The 17,526-nt window shown below is 41.3% G+C and carries 17 protein-coding genes; 6 read left to right on the forward strand and 11 right to left on the reverse strand.

Going from position 1 to position 17,526, the window contains the following annotated elements; all coding sequences use genetic code 11:
• Nucleotides 1-25 precede the first annotated feature (25 nt).
• On the forward strand, nt 26-160 hold the full coding sequence (locus tag ACN20O_RS01840) for a hypothetical protein (protein WP_491636628.1): 135 nt from the start codon (nt 26-28) through the stop codon (nt 158-160).
• Here ACN20O_RS01840 and ACN20O_RS01845 read toward each other — a convergent pair.
• Entirely contained in the window at nt 147-899 is a 753-nt protein-coding gene (locus tag ACN20O_RS01845) for a GAF domain-containing protein (protein ID WP_491636630.1), read from the reverse strand. The two genes, ACN20O_RS01840 and ACN20O_RS01845, sit on opposite strands and share 14 nt — an antisense overlap.
• Nucleotides 900-1,090: 191 nt before the next feature.
• Between ACN20O_RS01845 and ACN20O_RS01850 the strand changes: the two genes are divergently transcribed.
• Complete coding sequence (locus ACN20O_RS01850; protein ID WP_491636632.1) at nt 1,091-1,540, forward strand: LEA/WHy family protein; 450 nt, start codon at nt 1,091-1,093, stop codon at nt 1,538-1,540.
• On the opposite strand, the gene ACN20O_RS01855 is transcribed toward ACN20O_RS01850, so the two are convergent.
• Nucleotides 1,503-2,336 (reverse strand): rhomboid family intramembrane serine protease, encoded by an 834-nt coding sequence (locus ACN20O_RS01855; RefSeq protein ID WP_491636634.1) that lies wholly within the window; start codon nt 2,334-2,336, stop codon nt 1,503-1,505. The two genes, ACN20O_RS01850 and ACN20O_RS01855, sit on opposite strands and share 38 nt — an antisense overlap.
• A 147-nt stretch (nt 2,337-2,483) precedes the next feature.
• Between ACN20O_RS01855 and ACN20O_RS01860 the strand changes: the two genes are divergently transcribed.
• Both ACN20O_RS01860 and ACN20O_RS01865 read left to right on the forward strand, forming a co-directional pair.
• A complete protein-coding gene (locus ACN20O_RS01860) occupies nt 2,484-3,914 on the forward strand; it encodes a DNA-3-methyladenine glycosylase 2 family protein (RefSeq protein WP_491636636.1) in 1,431 nt (476 codons plus the stop codon).
• 322 nt (nt 3,915-4,236) lie between these two features.
• On the forward strand, nt 4,237-5,733 hold the full coding sequence (locus ACN20O_RS01865; RefSeq protein WP_491636638.1) for an ATP-binding response regulator: 1,497 nt from the start codon (nt 4,237-4,239) through the stop codon (nt 5,731-5,733).
• A gap of 9 nt (nt 5,734-5,742) precedes the next feature.
• Here the strand turns inward: ACN20O_RS01865 and ACN20O_RS01870 are convergent, their stop codons facing one another.
• From ACN20O_RS01870 to ACN20O_RS01905, 8 genes are all read right to left on the reverse strand, one after another.
• Nucleotides 5,743-5,877 carry a hypothetical protein gene (locus ACN20O_RS01870; protein WP_491636640.1) on the reverse strand — a complete coding sequence of 45 codons (135 nt, stop codon included), beginning with the start codon at nt 5,875-5,877 and terminating at the stop codon, nt 5,743-5,745.
• A 384-nt stretch (nt 5,878-6,261) separates the two neighbouring features.
• The gene (locus ACN20O_RS01875) at nt 6,262-7,143 is read right to left on the reverse strand and encodes a pirin family protein (protein ID WP_491636642.1); all 882 of its coding nucleotides are present in this window, start codon (nt 7,141-7,143) and stop codon (nt 6,262-6,264) included.
• Between the two features lie 6 nt (nt 7,144-7,149).
• Complete coding sequence (locus tag ACN20O_RS01880) at nt 7,150-7,989, reverse strand: aldo/keto reductase (RefSeq protein ID WP_491636644.1); 840 nt, start codon at nt 7,987-7,989, stop codon at nt 7,150-7,152.
• The gene (locus tag ACN20O_RS01885) at nt 7,989-8,621 is read right to left on the reverse strand and encodes a glutathione binding-like protein (RefSeq protein WP_491636646.1); all 633 of its coding nucleotides are present in this window, start codon (nt 8,619-8,621) and stop codon (nt 7,989-7,991) included. Before ACN20O_RS01885 ends, ACN20O_RS01880 begins: the two co-directional genes overlap by 1 nt.
• Nucleotides 8,622-8,707: 86 nt before the next feature.
• The gene (locus ACN20O_RS01890; RefSeq protein WP_491636648.1) at nt 8,708-9,226 is read right to left on the reverse strand and encodes a glutathione peroxidase; all 519 of its coding nucleotides are present in this window, start codon (nt 9,224-9,226) and stop codon (nt 8,708-8,710) included.
• Between the two features lie 3 nt (nt 9,227-9,229).
• Complete coding sequence (locus tag ACN20O_RS01895) at nt 9,230-9,850, reverse strand: TetR/AcrR family transcriptional regulator (RefSeq protein ID WP_491636650.1); 621 nt, start codon at nt 9,848-9,850, stop codon at nt 9,230-9,232.
• A gap of 2 nt (nt 9,851-9,852) precedes the next feature.
• Nucleotides 9,853-13,059, reverse strand: a complete 3,207-nt coding sequence (locus ACN20O_RS01900) for an efflux RND transporter permease subunit (RefSeq protein WP_491636652.1) — start codon at nt 13,057-13,059, stop codon at nt 9,853-9,855.
• Nucleotide 13,060: 1 nt separating this feature from the next.
• Nucleotides 13,061-14,461: a TolC family protein gene (locus ACN20O_RS01905; protein ID WP_491636654.1), complete on the reverse strand. Its 1,401-nt coding sequence runs from the start codon at nt 14,459-14,461 to the stop codon at nt 13,061-13,063.
• Nucleotides 14,462-14,613: 152 nt separating this feature from the next.
• Here ACN20O_RS01905 and ACN20O_RS01910 point away from each other — a divergent pair, with 152 nt between their 5' ends.
• Nucleotides 14,614-15,231 (forward strand): TetR/AcrR family transcriptional regulator, encoded by a 618-nt coding sequence (locus ACN20O_RS01910; protein ID WP_491636656.1) that lies wholly within the window; start codon nt 14,614-14,616, stop codon nt 15,229-15,231.
• Between the two features lie 81 nt (nt 15,232-15,312).
• Nucleotides 15,313-16,131 carry a substrate-binding periplasmic protein gene (locus tag ACN20O_RS01915; protein WP_491636658.1) on the forward strand — a complete coding sequence of 273 codons (819 nt, stop codon included), beginning with the start codon at nt 15,313-15,315 and terminating at the stop codon, nt 16,129-16,131.
• Here ACN20O_RS01915 and ACN20O_RS01920 read toward each other — a convergent pair.
• On the reverse strand, nt 16,115-17,485 hold the full coding sequence (locus tag ACN20O_RS01920; protein WP_491636660.1) for an acyl-CoA dehydrogenase family protein: 1,371 nt from the start codon (nt 17,483-17,485) through the stop codon (nt 16,115-16,117). The genes ACN20O_RS01915 and ACN20O_RS01920 overlap by 17 nt on opposite strands.
• Nucleotides 17,486-17,526 lie beyond the last annotated feature (41 nt).

Raw genomic sequence — 17,526 nt, forward strand, 5'->3', positions numbered from 1 at the left:
TGATGCCTTTAACAGGAGGAGATCTATGCTAGAACAATTCTTGAAGAAATTACTAAATAGAAACTGCAAGTTTTACAGTTTTAAAGAGCAAATGGATTTTGAGCTGGAGCAAGAGCTAAGAAGAGAAAGAAATTTAAGCTGTGCTTTTACAATCTTTTAACTTGTAAAAAGTCCCTTAAAAGACCATCCATCTCATTGAGCTGCTTGAGTGAAATTTCGTAAATGATTTTCTTTAATTGCCCTTCATTTTGTTTAAGTTCGTGAATCTGACCAATGATAAGCGAACTTAAACGTTCCATTTCGTTAGAGATGGCAAAGCGGTAATTTTTTGAGGCCTTGAGTTCGTTGGCGACGATGCCCATATATTCATCATTTTCGCGTTTTTTTTCATGAGAGGCACTTAAAGAATTCTCTAACTGATCGAGAATTTCAACATTCTGAATAGCAATCGCGGTGACTTCGGCCAGGAATTTTAACAAATCGACTTCCTCTTCACTTGCTTCATGCTCTGTCGCCCAGTAATTTCCAATCGCACCGATAGGAGTGTCCACATTAATAGGAACCATCACTAAGCTTTTCACAAACGTCGGGCTGTAGGCATTAATAGGAATGCGTGGGTCTTTATAAATATCCTTAATCACCGTATGGTGCTTATTGAGCATGGCCCAACCGCTGATACAATCTTCTATAGGAAAACGCTTTCCTTTCCATAAAGGGCCAATGGCATCTTCATCAACGTAATAACACTTATCAACATCTTTTAGAATGAATGTGGCACCATCTGCTGCTGTGAGTTTTCTTCCCGCATGCCTGATGATCTCAATAATTGCCTGCACACTTCTAGTGCGCGATAATTTTAAAATCACATCCATTAAATAATCTGATTGCATAGTATTCATTTGCCCAGAACTCCTGTCTCGCATCAATAAAAAACACTATTCAAATAGGCATATTATTACTATTGAACTATCATTTTCTGTCTTTATAAATAGCAGAAATAAATCTTTAGAAAAAATTTATATTGTTATTCGTAATTATGAAAAATCCTTGATTTGTCTATGGATGTCAGAGAACATATCTTGAGGATTTTATGAGATTAAAGACCCTATTTTTAATTCTGACCATAGTGATAACATTTTCTGGCTGCTCGAGCTTAAAGAAGGTTGTTGAACCCCCTAAAGTTGAGCTGCAAGATGTAAGGATTACAAACCTTTCTTTTTCTAACTTGGACCTCGACGTTGTCCTAGAAGTAGAAAACCCAAACAATATCGACTTTGATGTCAAAAATTTAAAGTACACTCTGGATATTAATTCAAAGACTGTCACCACTGGATCTTATAAAGAAAAAGTTTTGGTCAAATCCAAAACTAAAACCTTGGTCTCTCTTCCTCTAAAACTGGCCTATAAAGATATTTTAGATTCGGCCGTGCTCTTTATCAAAAAAGAAGGTATGCCTTACAAAATTCAAGGGAGTGCAGAAATAGGACCTTTCACTATTCCTTTTAATGATACTGGGACTTTAAAATCTTCGGAGCTGTAGTTGGTGTGAGTTCATCATACTTATAAACGGTGATCTCGCCTTTTTTGTTATCCAGAGTTTCTTTCGGACTCTCTTCTTGATGATGGCCCCACTCTTCCAAGCGAGGCTCATCAAAAAGCATATATTCATCACCCAAGATGTGGCCATATTCTTCCGGAATTTCCTCCACGACTTCTTCTGCCAGAATGCTCTTTCTATTTATGAAATAAAAAAGCATCGCGCTGAAGATACCAGCGAAATATCCTAAGAAGTGACTAAGATAACTCACCTCTGGTTTGAAACTATCAGGAACAAATAAAACAATAGTGACCGCAATCACTTTGAGCACTCTTCTTCCTTTTGATTCTCGCCTGTCAACTAACCATGAGAGGGCAAGCCATGCTCCCCCCATCCAATTCACCACTCCCGAAACGCCAACTAAAGAGACATGGGCGGGCATAGTTGAAAGAACCACGAGGTTAACAAGACCTCCGACAAAGAAACCAAAAAATGGGAAAAATGAAAAACCAAAATAAGCGATCAAAAAATATGAGAACGGAAAAAATAAAAATAGATTCCCTAAAATGTGTGAGAGATCTGCGTGCGCAAAAAGTGTGGTCCAGGCACGCCACCACTCATGCTTAGTAAAAACTTGTTCACCCGTGGCCGACATCCAAAGAGGGGCATTGAAGAAGTCATTGATGTAAATGAAGCTGGAGGCCAGCAGTAGTGACATTAAAAGAAGAGTTGGATTGAGACCGTCTCTCTTTGGATTTTTCGTCAGCCAGTTTTCTTTAATATAGGTTTTAACTTCCATGCACATAAGATGGAGTTCATTTTTTCCAGTGCAAGGGTTAGTGGATTATTTATTTTCTTTTTTTGTAGGTAACGCCGCTGATACTAGAGCATGTTCGCGTCCGAAAACCGCTAGTAGCATCTGTGTGTCCATAATATAATAGAGCACATGACGGACTTATCTCAAAAAGACTATAAGAAAATTATCCAACGCCGTGACCCTCGTTACGATGGACGATTTTACTTTGGAGTAAAAACAACTCACATTTATTGCCGTCCAGTCTGTCCAGCAAGGCCCAAACCTGAAAACATTGTGATCTTTAAAAGTGCCTCTCAAGCCGAAAAGGCCGGTTACAGACCGTGCAAGCGTTGCCATCCCGATCTTGCTCCAGGAAGTAAACTCCTGGAAGGAACAACTGTCAGTGTAGGAAGAGCGTTGCGCTTAATTGACGAGGCCATCACTGCGTCTTCTGTTGAAGAACTCAGTGTTCAAACTCTCGCTGAAAAATTAGGTATGAGTGACCGGCATCTTAGAAGGCTTTTTGAAGAGCACTTGGGAGCTTCACCGATTGAAATTATCACTACAAAAAAATTGCACTTTGCTCGCTTGTTGGTCATGGAGACTCAAGGGCCACTCGCTGACATTGCTCTGGCCGCAGGTTTTAAATCTGTCCGCCGCTTTAATGAAGCCTTTAAAGAGTTCTACAATCTGGCTCCTAGCGAGTTAAGAAAAGAGCATGCTGAAAAAATCCCTAAAGACCAAATCATTTTACATCTTGCAATCAGGCCCCCCTATGACTGGGCCTCTATCATGGCCTTTTTAGGAAGACATGAAACTTATGGACTAGAGGAAGTTCACCCGGATTATTTCCTACGCTATATTCCTCATGGCAAAGGTTACGGGACACTCAAAGTGAGTTATGAGCCCCGTAAATCGGCGCTCAAGCTTGAATTGACCAATATTCATCTGATGATGGTACGCCCTCTTATAAGCAGCTTAAAGTCACTCTTTGATACCGAACATAATCCAAACGATCTGCCCAAGAGTAAAAAAGTTCATGCGAACGGGATCAGAATCCCGGGAGCGTTTGACAATTACGAAACGGCAGTCTCTATCATCCTCGGCCAGTTGGTTTCTACCGTTTTGGCCAAGGCAAAAATGAAGGACCTGGTTTTAAAATACGGGAAAAAAATTTCTAAGAAGTCAGAAGCAAAAGACGTCTACATCTTCCCATCTCCTGCTCTCTTAAAAGATGCCAAGCTAGAAGAACTGGGGATGACTCGCCATAAGGCCAATGCCATTAGAGAGCTTTCTCGCCTCGTTGAAAGTAAAGAAATAGTGATCTCAAAAACCGCTGATCTAGAAGAGACCAGAAAAAAACTGCTCGCAATTAAGGGCATCGGTCCATGGACTGTGGAAATGATCGCGATGAGATGCATGGGAGACACTAACGCCTATCCAAAAAAAGACCTCATCATCGCCCGCGCCATTGAATCAGGCCTGGTCGATGAAGACGAATGGTCATCTTCAAAGGCCTACCTCACGCATATTCTATGGCGGGAATACGGAAAATCCCTCTCGAAGACTGGTTCCAAGTAAAAATTATTAAATAATTCGTAAGGCTAATGATAGGGGCCCATTTCCTGAAAAAATCTTAACTCACAAAAGATAACATAAAATACTTTTGCGATAACCGCGTATTGGTCATTCAATATTAAGATTTCATTAAGCATTTTTTTGCTTATCTTTAGATAAAATCTCACCTCGGAGTGACTTGAAAACCTCTTGAATCTTCTTAATACAATATTGAGTTTGAAAACATATTGTTGTGTGAGAAATCTTTATACGCAAAAAAACTTGATCGACTTTAAAGGTGCACGCAAGAATGCAGTTCAATGGAGAATTATCTAATTCATACGAGATGTCGAAATTGACTATTGATTCAATGGTCGATCACGCCGTCTATATTCTCGACACCAAAGGCATCATTCTTTCTTCTAACAGCGGAGCTGAGAGATTGATGGGACTCAAGCATAGTGAAGCGTCAAAAACCCATATCGCCCGCTTTTATACGATGGATGACATCGAAAACAATCATCCTGAACACGATCTAAAACAGGCCTTTATTTTTGGACGAATCGAAGAAGAAGGCTGGAGGGTGAGAAAAAATGGTACATCGTTTTGGGCCAACTTTGCCATCAGCAGGCTCGACGACGCTCAAGGTGTCCACATCGGCTTTTCAGTGATCACACGAGACCTGACTAAAAAGAAAGATCGCGAAGAAGCTCTCAAACAATCACAAAGCATGGCCCTTAAGGCCCTCAAACTAAAAACTCAATTTATCGCTGACATTAGTCATGAAATCAGGACTCCTCTAGGGGCCATCCTGGGGTTCGCTGAATTCTTACAAAAAGATGACATCTCAAAAGACGATCGTCAAAGATACCTGGATATCATTTTAAAAAATGGGAAAAACCTTCACCATTTAATTAACGATATTCTCGACCTCTCTAAAGTAGAGGCCGGAAGAATCGATATCCAGATGCGACCATTTGATTTGGATCTCTTAATTGCTGAAGTGATTGAGCTCTTCCATGCCGAATGCTTAAAAAAAGATATCTTCCTCACTTATGAGCCTAATCACCTTTTCCTCGAAAATGTCACCAGCGATCCAAGTAGACTTCAGCAGGTGCTTATCAACCTGGTTGGAAATGCAGTGAAGTTTACTGATGAAGGCGGCATCACAATCAAAGTAGAAAGAGGACAACAAAAAAATCAATTTAAAATATTAATTCAAGATACTGGCACGGGAATGAATGAAGAAGAAGCTTCACGCATTTTCCAGCCTTATGTCCAGGCAGATAAATGCCAAAGCAGAGCGCGCACTGGGACAGGTTTAGGTCTTATTCTTTCGCGAAAAATTGCCGAAGCCTTAGGAGGCGACGTGGAACTTGTTCATTCAGAATTTACATTTGGAAGCACTTTTGGAATCAGCTTTACTGATTACCATAGTCTTAGGGCTTCCAATAAACCTAAACAGATTGAAAAAACCGACAGGTCACTTAAATCGAAATCCATCTTGATTGTCGATGACTCTATCGACAACCTGGAAATCATTAAGCTCTTTTTAAGTTCATACGGCGGTGATGCTGATGTGGCCTCTGATGGCAATGAAGCTCTTTGTAAAATTAAAGAGAAGCATTATGACGTCATTTTAATGGATATCGAAATGCCAAAGATGAATGGCTTTCAGGTTATTGAGAAGCTGCGTTCAATGGAAGTAGAAACTCCAGTCATTGCTCTCACAGCACATGCGATGCCTGAAGACAGACTAAAAACAAAAAACGCCGGTTTTTTTGACCACGTGACTAAGCCGATCGACTTTACTTATCTGGTAGAGGCCATCGAAAACGTTTAGATCATGCGTTCAAATTGAATAGGCATAAAGCGCTTTATCTAAACCGCCGTGCACTTTAAGATCGGCCTGTTCGTCGCCTTCTAATTTAAGTGCTACTAGCTTAACCGGGCCTTTGACTTGCTCTTTGAAAAAGCCCGTTTCCACGGGCCTTCCTCTATACTCAATTATTTTTTACTTTACCGATTTGAATAGTTAAAATTTCATAAGTAAAGTGTAGCGCTCTTTAGTGAGCTTGGGCAACTGAAAGACTCAAGTCTTATTGCCAGAAAATTCACTGATCTCAAAGGAAGCCTTTGGGCCACTCCTGCCTTCATCAAAAAACACGGATTGCCAACTCACCCCAGAGAGCTCAAAAAATACTCTTTTGTTAAATTCGCTTCTGCTTTTAATCCACTTTTATTGACAAATGGAAAAGATGACCTGGAAGGCCTTTGTGACTGTGAGTTTTGTCTATCCACCACAGCGTTTTGTTTCTCCCAAAACTCAGAGTTTTATTGAGTGGTGCCTACAACATCCACCGCGTGAAGATTAGAGAATCTTATCAGTAGGGGCCATGATCTTTTCTGTCTCACCTGGCACTTGAGGAAAATTTCCCGAGTTCCAGTTGTCCCTGGCCGTGTTCATTTTTTCTTTGGAGCTTGAGACAAAGTTCCACCAGATAAATTTTGGGTGAGGAAAAGACTTTCCTCCTACCAGTACACAATGCGAACCTTTTTTAATCTGAGCGCGGATACTAGACCCCGGTTCAAGTACGATCATCTCATGATTAGAAAACTTCTTTTCTCCCAGGTCAACTTCCCCTTCAATCAAATAGAAGGCCACTTCAAACTCTGGGGCCGAATATTCAAATGAATAGTCTTCTTTAGCTTCGATATTTAAAAAGATCATCGGGCTAAATGCTTTTACCGGAGACTTTTGTCCGTGGAACTCCCCTACAACAACACAAATCTCAGCGCCGTTTTTTTCAATTTTTGGGATCTCGTGACTTTTGTGATTGGTAAATGAAGGCTCCATATCTTCAAGTTCATCAGGCAATGCCACCCAAAACTGCAGTCCATGAATGTCACTTTCATGACCGATGACATCAGCAGGTGTTTTTTCAGAGTGAGAAATCCCCTTACCTGCAGTCATCCAATTCACTTCACCTGGAACAATTACTACACTTGAACCAATGGAGTCCTTGTGGTGAATGCGCCCTTTAAAAAGATAAGTAAGAGTGGAAAGCCCAATGTGTGGATGAGCATTCACTGTCAGCTTATGGTCTTTATCAAAATGCACTGGCCCCATATGATCCAGGAAAATAAAAGGACCTACCATGCGCTTTTTAACCCAAGGTAGAACTCTGGTAATAGGCATTCCTGCCAAATCTTTTGCACGGGACTCGATTACAATTTGAATTTGATTTTCCATTTTATCCTAAAAGTCTGCAGTCAGCGGATTGGCCCCTGTCCTGCCGCTAACATCATCCAGTGAATCCATTTGCGCCAGGTCTTCTTTATCGAAGTGGAAATCAAAGATATTCAAATTCTCCAGCATTCGCGAAGGATTCCCCGACTTAGGAATGGCGATGATTCCATTTTCATAATGCCAGCGAAGAACAATCTGAGCTGGAGTTTTATTGTGTTTTTTTGTTAAAGAAACAATCACTTTATCATCAAAAAGATTTCCGCGGGCCAGTGGGCTCCAGGCCTCTGTCACAATTTTATGCTTGTCATGAAAAGCGCGCAGTTCTTTTTGTTGAAAGTAAGGATGAAGCTCCAGTTGATTAACGGCCGGAACAACGCCTGTTTCATTAATCAGTCTTTCCATATGATCAATTGTGAAATTTGATACCCCAATAGAACGGGCGATCCCTTCTTTTCTCAAACGCATTAAGGCCTTCCATGTAGGAATGTATTTTTCAGAATTCACTCCCGGCCAGTGGATGAGGTAAAGATCAACATAAGGGGTTTTTAAATTGCTTAAACTTTTATCCATTGCTCTTAACGTGGCATCATAACCATGATCAGAGTTCCAGACTTTGGTGGTAAGAAAAATTTCCTCGCGGGAAAGTGAGCTCTCTTTAATGGCCTTACCAATCCCGACTTCATTGCCATACATGCTGGCCGTATCAATCAAGCGGTAACCAGCTCCGAAGGCTTCATCTAAAATCTTAGGAGCATCGGCATCACTCACTCTCCAGGTTCCAAATCCAACAGTAGGGATTTTCATTCCATCATTTAGAGTGAGAAATTTCTGGCTGATCTCAACTTTCATTACTTAATCCCTTCAGCAATCTCGTAAGCTTTTTTGACCGCTTCTCTTTCCTTCATTTTATCAAACCATTTTTTTAGATGAGGAAAGTCATTTAAGTTTTGTTTTTGGTTTTCATGAGGAACAATCCAAGGGTAAATGGCCATGTCAGCAATCGTGTACTCTTGGGCCGCAACCCAATCCTTCCCCTCTAAATTTTTATTAAGCACGCCATAAAGACGGGCCGTCTCTTTAGTGTACCTTTCCATGGCGTAAGGGATTTTTTCAGGAGCATACATATTGAAATGATGATTTTGTCCGGCCATTGGCCCAAGTCCTGCCATTTGCCAAAAAAGCCATTCAGACACTTCGGCCTTTGCACGTTTATCGTGAGGAACAAATTTTTTAGTTTTTTCGGCCAGGTACCAAAGAATCGCTCCAGATTCAAAAAGCGACATTGGTCCCTTTCCATCTTCAGGATTGTTATCGACAATGGCCGGAATGCGGTTATTCGGGGCAATTTTTAAGAACTCAGGATTAAACTGCTCGTTCTTCATAATATTGACGGGATGAAGTTTGTAAGGAAGGCCTGCTTCTTCCAGGAAAATAGTGATCTTATGACCGTTTGGAGTGGTCCAGTAATATAAATCAATCATACCTTGTCCTTGGTTTTAGATTTTACTCTTGTAACCTTAAACAAAGCTCCGAAAAGAAGCAACTAAGGAATTATGACACGCAATGATTAGAGGATCTGTTCTTCAATCGCACGGACAATGCGTGAGTCATCCGGCTCAATCTCCGAAGAAAAACGCTGAATGATTTCACCATCTTTACCAATGAGAAACTTTTCGTAATTCCATAACACATCAGTAACCATGCCCTCATCCATTTTTTGGGCGATAAAAGCTCGCTTGGCAATGCTATAAAACTGCTCGACTGCCTCTGGCGCTTCATGGGTTAAGAAATCGTATAGTGGGTGTTGGCTTTCTCCACGCAAAGAAACTTCTTCGGCCACTGGGAAGCTGTAATGTTTGAGGTTTTGATTAGTCACGGTATTAAAACTTGAGCTTGGAATGGCCAGCATGTTAAGGCCTTGGTCTTTGTACTTCTGATAAAGTTTTTCCAACTTCTTATCTTGGTAAGTCATCGTGCAGTCACTAGTGACGTTAACAATCATCAGAGTTTTTCCACGGTATTCTTCGAGAGAGAATTTCTCATGATCCTGATTATTTAGTTCGAATTGATAGATATCCCCTTTCATATTTTACTCCTTAATGGAACAAACAATTTGCTTTATTAGTTTTTCGGTAAATGCTTCATCATCCAGCGTGCATTCAGCACGGCGCAGGTTAGTGACTCTGCTTCTGATAAGACAAAAGAATGGACTGATGATTTGAAAACAAACAATTTTCGAATCCCATTCCGGTCTAATAAATTTTTGGGCCTGGGCCTCTTGAATAAAAAGATGCAATCGATCCCAGACTTTTCCATAGGTTTGAGAAAGAATTTTTCTGGCAAGGTCGTGCCCCTTCTCCAGCTCTTCAAGATAAAGACTTACGACTTCTTTATTCTCAAGATAAAAACTCACATAGGAATTCAGGTACAGAGTCAGCTTCACTTCTAAATCAACACTAGAGGTAGGTGTTGAGAGAATGTTAACCATCTCCTGGAATCGTGAGCTTAAAAGCTCTTCTTCAAAAATCACTTCCAGGAGGGCATCCTTTCCACCAAAGTGGAAAGAAATCAGGCTTGGGTTAGCGTGGGCATCGTCACAGATTTCACGGACAGAAACAGCATGAAAACTTTTTTCCGAAAAAAGCTTAAGAGCGGACGCGATCAAACGATCGCGTCCATTTTCTTTTGATTTCTTCATTATTGCATTCATGATTACTTTGTCACCATGTTGTCAGTATTCAACTCACCTTCTGTTTCAACCGCTACTTCATGTTTAGGAGCATGTTCATTCTTTTCTTTGTTCGTCGTCATTTTTGTACCAAACTTATTGGCCCATACTCTGAATCTGTCGATGTAAACAAAGATCGAAGGAAGGACTACCAGAGTCAGGATTGTTGAAAGAGCAACCCCTGCTACAATCGCCACTCCCATCGACGTTCTCGTTCTCGATGCCGGGTTTAGACCGTAAGCAATCGGAAGAGTACCAGCGATAAGAGCAAAAGATGTCATCAGGATCGGACGAAGTCTGGTTTTTCCAGCTTCGATGATCGCTGAGAATCTATCGCGCCCTTCTTCCATCAGTACTTTTGCAAAGTCGACCATTAGAATCCCGTTTTTACCGGCAACCCCGATCAACATAAAGAATCCAAAAATTGCAAATAAGTTAATCGACTTACCAGTTAGGAACAGACCGAAGAATGCACCACTGATGGCAAGCGGAAGAGAAAGCATGATCGTTATCGGTGTGATGAACGACTCATACAGAGAAGAAAGAATCAGGTAAATAACCAGGATACCAAAACCAACAGCAACCATTGTTGATGTCATTAGTTTTGCCATATCTTCGGCGTCACCACCAAGGTTCAGGTTTACACCGTCTTCAAGTTTTAAATCCCCTTTCGTCATTCTCTCAATATACTCGGCCATAACTTGGTTTAGACCGACTCCTGGTTTTAACCCAGAAGAAAGCTCAATGAAACGACCGCGGTTCATCCTTTCAATCGACGCTGGCCCTGTTGTTTCAACTCCATTAGCGATATCAGAAAGTTTTACTAAGCGGTGGTTGATGTTTGGAACATAAACCTGATTATAAAGTTTCTTTAAGTCACGCTGTTCATCTAGTAAACGAACACGGACATCGTACTCTTGTCCATTTTCACGGAATACTGCCGGAGTCGCCCCTTCAACCTGAGCTCTTAGTTCAGCTCCCAGAGTTTTAGTGTTGATACCGTATTCTTTCGCCTTACCTGGCTTAACTTTTACTTGAAGCTCTGGCTTACCTGTGCGGTAGTTAGAGTCAACGTCAACTAAGCGCGGGTCTTTTTTCATTGCTTCAAAAACCTTCATCGCACTTCTTTCCAGCGCCTCAGCGTTTGGAGAAGTGATGTTTAGAATAACCGGCTGGCGCCCCATTCCAGATGTATCGAATTTTTTAACGATTGGGTTTGCAATGTCTCTATAAGCAACCAACTGCTCACGAAGTGTGTTTCTGAAATCTTCTGTTTTGATTCCATGTCTTTCGTGTTTCAGCTTTACTACGTAAGTGGCCTTGTTAACCTCTCCGTTTTCGTTACCTGCGGTATAAAGAACGAAGTCTACGATGTCATTCTTTTGAACGATATCTTTGATTTCTTTTGCTACTCTTGCTGTTTCATCAATGTTTGTTCCTGGAGCAAGTTCAAGCGTAATGTTCAATTCACCAGAGTCATCATCTGGTACGAATTCCCCTGGAAGAAATCCTGCTACATAGAAAGAGAAGAAGAAAACGAATAACGTTGCACCAATTGTTGCCAGTGGCGACTTTAGAGTAAACGTAACGAATTTTTCGTAAATGTTTTCTAACCATGTCTGGAAGCGGTCAAATCCTCTGACCATTCGGCCAAGAGTTTTGTCATACACACCAGGGTTTGCAGGGATGTGTTTAATATCGTGGTGCTCTCCCCCAAAGTAAGCAGCAAGCATCGGGATAATTGTTAGAGCTACAAAAAGTGAGATGGCCATTGAGAAAGCTACCGTTAAACCGAATGATTTAAGGAACTGACCAATTGTCCCTGACATCATCGCAACCGGAACGAATACCGCCATAACGACCAAAGTGATCGCAATAACCGCCATCTGGATTTCGGCAGTCGCCTTTTGAGCGGCTTCCTTAGAGTCGTAACCTTTTTCCATGAAACGATACACGTTCTCGATAACTACGATGGCATCGTCGATAAGAAGACCTACCGCTAGAGTTAAGGCAAGAAGAGTTACAATGTTAATCGTAAATCCGGCCGCACCAATTAGAACGAAAGCCCCGATAAGTGAAACAGGAAGAGAAAGTGCCGTAATAAGTGTCGATCTCACTGATCCTAAGAAGAAGAATACAGTGATAACTGTCAGGATAATACCGATAATAATCGTTTCATAAACGTCGTTAACGTTGTCTTCAATCTTAATAGATGAGTCGACAATGATATCTAGTTTTGGAGCGTTTTTCGCGTTTTTAAATTCAACGTTGATCGCTTCAGCTTTTTTCTTAATGTCCTGAGCAACTTTCAGTGTGTTTGATCCCGCTTGACGGTAAACTTGTAGAGTAAGAACTCGTTTATCACCTAGGTAAGAACGAGATGTTTCATCTTCTAGTGTGTCTTTAACAATACCAAGATCAGCTACGCGAGTTGGAACCTCGTTTCCATAAAGGTTAACAAGTGTATCTGCAACTTCCGGAACGTTTGAGAATTCCCCTACACCTCTGAATACAAGTTCTTTTTCTCCACGAGAAACTTTACCTGCCGGGATGTTTTCCCCCATCGCTCCAACTTGAGAAGCAACCTGAGAAACTGAGATTTCACGGGACTTTAGTTTATTTCTATCTAGTAGAACGTGAATTTCTCTTTTTCTACCACCGATAATTTCTACCGCACCAACGTTATCTACCTGCTCAAGACGAGGCTTGATAGTTCTATCAGCTAAGTCGAAAAGCTCTCCATCACCTAAACCTTCAGCTGTAAGTGATAGGTACACGATGGGAGTATCGGCCGGGTCGAATTTTTTAATAACCGGGTCTTCTACTTCATCTGGAAGGTCAGCTTTAGCGATGTTTACTTTATCGCGGACTTCTTGCTCGGCAACTTTCGAGTCTTTATCATCATTGAATTCGATAATAAGGATAGAAACCCCTTCAAGGTTTCTTGATTTAAGACGTTTAATACCAGAAATCGATGCGATCTCATCTTCAAGTGGTTTTGAAACAAGTGTTTCAATCTCTTGAGGCCCCGCTCCCTGATAAACAGTTTGCACAGTAACAACCGGAATCGAAACGTCCGGGAATAAATCTACCGACATTGATTTGAAGGCAGCGATACCACCAACAAGAATACCAATAATCACACAGGTGATGAATATGGGTCTTTTGATCGATACGTTAGCTAAACTCATATTACTTCTCCCCTTGGTATAGTTTCAATTGAGACTCAAGTGCAATGATTTGTGTCGCTGCTTGTACGCGAGAGGCCTGCGCTTGTGTGTAGTCTTGTTCGAAAAGAAGAACTTGATAAGTTGTCGTACGACCTTGTCTTAATCTCGATCTTTCGTTTTCAAGTTTTGATTTTTGAGCTGACTCCATTGTGCGAGAAAGTTTTAATGTTTCTTTTGATTCAGAAAGACTTTGTCTTAAATCAATCCAATCCTGCTCCTGTGTATAAAGGAGGTTTTGTTCATTGATATCAGCTGAGTCTTTAAGTCTTTGTGCCCCTGCTTTTGCATCGGCCACAGCTTTGAAGTTTAATGGAAGCTGGAACATCACTCCAACATAACCTCTGTCGTGGTTTGTTTTTGCTGAGTTCTCAAAAGCTTTCGATGTCTCAGTTCCACGGCCTTGAAGAGTGTAACCACCAACTAAATTAAGAGTTGGTTTGTTTCTTTCAAGAATCAAGTCACTTGATGCTTTTGCCAGTGCTGCTTGAGCACGGCTTGCTTTCACATCAAGTCTATCGCCTGGTCTTTGATCTGGGATCTTTAATGTTTCAAGATAATTATAGTTAAGTGAATCAAGACTTGGCACTGGCGCATCTGCATTCGCATTTAGGTACTTGTTAAAAGTTCTTGAAAGACGAAGTCTCTCGTTTACCGCTTGCTGCAGTTGAAGTTTATAAGCTTCAACTAAGGCATTTGCCTGTAGAACGTCAGCACTTTCTCCCAAGTTTTTTTGCTTTTGTTTTTGTACGTAACTAAGAATGTTATTTCCCGCAGTAAGTGCCTGCTCTTGAATCTTCACTCTCTCTTGAGAGGCAGATAATTGCCAGTAAGCAACTTCCGCTTCAATTAATAAATTCTGTGAAAGCGCAAGATTTGCGTATTCATCAGCTTTGTTCTGTTGTCTGGTTAATTCTTCCTGGGCCTTAATCCCGCTTCCAAAACCATTGGCCCATAAAGGCATAGTTAATTCAACACTTGGAGAAGCGTCCCAATATTTATCAGGATTAAAAGTTGATCCTTCATAAGCATTTTTTGTTACAGCATAAGAGAATTTAGTCTCAAGACCAAAACTAAACTGCTGTGAAATTCCTGCGCGGTACACATCGTTGTCGTATCTGTCATACATAGACATCGGAGGTGTTCCTAAAGAAGTGTCGAAACTTTTTCTCGCTTCCAAGAAGAAGTTTGGTGAAGTTAAAAGATCAGCTTCTCGAGACACTAGTCTCGATCCTTCAGCCTGGGCCTGGGATTGTTTGTAACGTAAGCTTTGACCTTCAACCTGGGCAAGGTATTCAGAGAGACTGAGCGCGAAAGCACTAGTACTCATCGCAACCGTCCCTACTATGGCGATTGTTTTAAGCATGTGTGTGTCCTTTTTGTGATGTAATCAAACGATTACTTTGTTTACTGCCCAAGTATGCTTGAAAACCTTGATGTAATCAAGTGATTACTTTTTGGTAACAACCATAATTTTTAGCTATCCTTTAAAAAAATAAGGTGTTAGGCTCAATTTATATGGCATCAAAATCGACAAAACCTAAAAACAAAGATCGTTTAGCGACAGAGGAGCGCCTGCTTTCTGCGGCTGAACAGATCATTGCCAAGCACGGTTTTAAGGGGGCCACAACCCGCATGATTGCCAAAAAGGCAGATGTGAATGTGGCGCTGATCACTCGCTATTTCGGCGGGAAATATGAGCTGTTAGTGAGAATGGTCGAGAAAAAAGCGACAGAAAAACGCTATACTCACCTCGCCTACCCAGTACAAGAATCTATCACTGATGAGTGTCTGCTTTTTGTCCGCCACCGTATCAATCACTTCACAGAAGACTTGGTTATTTTCCGAGTGATCCTGTTGCAGTTTTTAACAGACCCAAAATTTTTAAAACGCTTTCAAGAAAACCTGGAGATCTTCGAACGCCACCCTGAATTTGAAGAAAGAGTCCTAACCTTGATCAACAATAAAAAGATGATCAATACTATCCAGCCTCAGCAAATCCTGGACACACTTGAGGATTACATCTTTGGTGTCGTTGTCGGTCGCATCCTGATTCATATGGGTGATGATAAGATGTGGGAAGACATCGAACATTTCGTCCGCAGCTACTGCTCTTCTTTTGAACTTAAAAAGTAAACTTAAAGACAACATCAATTTTTTATTGGACATTAACTAAACAATAGATTTTGACTTCTCCTCAGGTCATAATGACCTGCAATGAAAAAGCTTTTAATCTTAAGCTCTCTATTCTTCTGTCTTGCTATTCACGCAGAAATTGATCTGAAAAAAATGTCGTTACCTAATGAGCGAGTCATCAAAGTCACAGGTCACCCTGATTATCCACCGGTTATTTGGGCCAAGCGAGGAGAAAAACAACTCAAAGGTGTATCTGTAGAACTCATCGAAAGGATTTTTAAAGATATCAATGTAAAAGTTGAATTTATCAATGTTGAAACATGGGGACGCGCTCAGGAAGAAGTGAAGGCCGGACGCATCGACATGCTTTTACCGCCTTATAAAACTGAAGACCGCCTCGCTTTATATAACTACTCTGCCGAAGCTTTTATGCTGGATGAAACTGTAGTTTTTGTAAAAAAAGGCAAAGAGTTTAAGTTTGAAACTTTTGAAGACCTGCTGAAATACCCAGGTGTCGCCATCATCAATGACAGTTTTGGAACGAAGTTTGATGAATTTGATAAAACCAACCGCAACATCACCCGACTCCCCACAACTGAACAATGCTTTCGTTTTGTCGACAAAGACCGCGCTCGTTACCTTATTGCCGGCACCAATTCTGGGCTCTCTACGATGACGAAAATGGGATGGGAAGGTAAGTTTGTCGCTCTTCCCAAAAATATCATTGTCACTGGTCTCTTCGCCCCGATTTCACTTAAATCTCCCTGGAATACACCTGAGATCAACGCTTTCCTAAAAAAGAAATTCGCCGAGATTAGGCCGTCTGAGATAAAAGAGCTGAAAAAAAAATACTTGGACATCTTTAAGGCCGAAAATGCAAATGTTAAACAAACGCGCTAAGACCTGTAATTGCTCTTCCTACCACCAATGAATTAATTTGTTTTGTCCCTTCATAAGAATAAAGAGCTTCAGCATCTCCTAAAAAACGCGCGACTTTATTAGAGATTAAAATTCCATTGGCCCCCATAAGTTCACGGGACATGCTGGTAATCGTTCGGCATCCGACAGTACAAAAAACTTTGGCCAGTGACGCTTGTTCATCCGACATACTCCCCTGATCCTGCAATAAATTAAGTCGTGCCACCATACATTGCATTGCTGTTAGTTGGGAGAGCATTTGTGACAGAAGGTCCTGGGTCATCTGAAAGCCGGCAATCGGCCGGTCAAATTGACGTCTCTTCATGGTGTAATTCAGTGTATGCTCATAGGCCCCACGAGCACAGCCGACGGCCTGCCATGCAACACCTGCTCGGGTCATCTTGAGCACTCGTGCGGTATCTTTAAAACTATTGGCCCTTTGAAGCCTGCGCTCTTCACTCACTTTGACATTCTTCATTCTGATGATCGCATTTTGTACGATCCTTAGGCACATTTTATCCTCAATCTTTTCTGTTTCTAATCCATTGGTGTTGCGATCAACGATAAAACCTTTCACCTGATGATCGTCTTCATCTTTGGCCCAGATGATAATGATGTCAGCAAAGGTAGCATTTCCAATCCATTTTTTTTCACCATTAATCGTCCAGGTGTCACCTTCTCGTTTACACGTTGTCGTAAGCCCCATAGAAGCAGCTGATCCGACCTCCGGCTCAGTTAAACCAAAGGCACCGATTTTTTCCATGGCAATCATCGGAGGAATAAACTCTTCAATCTGCTCAGGTGAACCGCAGTGATAAATTGAATTCATCGCCAGTCCCGCGTGCACCCCGAAAAAAGTACACGTTGAAACATCAACGCGTGCGATTTCTTCACCAATCATTCCTTCCAGAAGATTGCTGCGTTCCTGGCCGCCAAGATTTTTATTGTATGTGAGTCCCATGATGTTGAGCCTCTTCATTTTTTCGATAATCTGAAAAGGAAACTCTCCTTTCATCCAATACTCGGTAGCAATTGGTTCAATCTCTTCGATCATGAATCTTCGCACACTATCAAGCACCAATTTTTCATCGCCATTGAGGTATTGGCGAGTGTCGTAAAAATCCCCATTAATTGGGGGAAATTTGGGCTCTCGGCGCTTTTTGATTTTGCGTGCTTGATCAAGCCACATCAACACTTCATCATCTTCTAAGTCACTTAAAAAAGATAACATCGCTGGTATACTTTTGATAAGATTCAAGTCTTTCTTACTCTTGTCCTCAACTTTATCAAAAGCATCTTTCATCTTTCCACTGACTTCGCTCCAAAAACTCTCCATAAATTCCTCCCGGTCTCTATGGTAAGTGCAAGGCCAATGCC

It is taken from the genome of Bacteriovorax sp. As-1, from assembly GCF_058446905.1.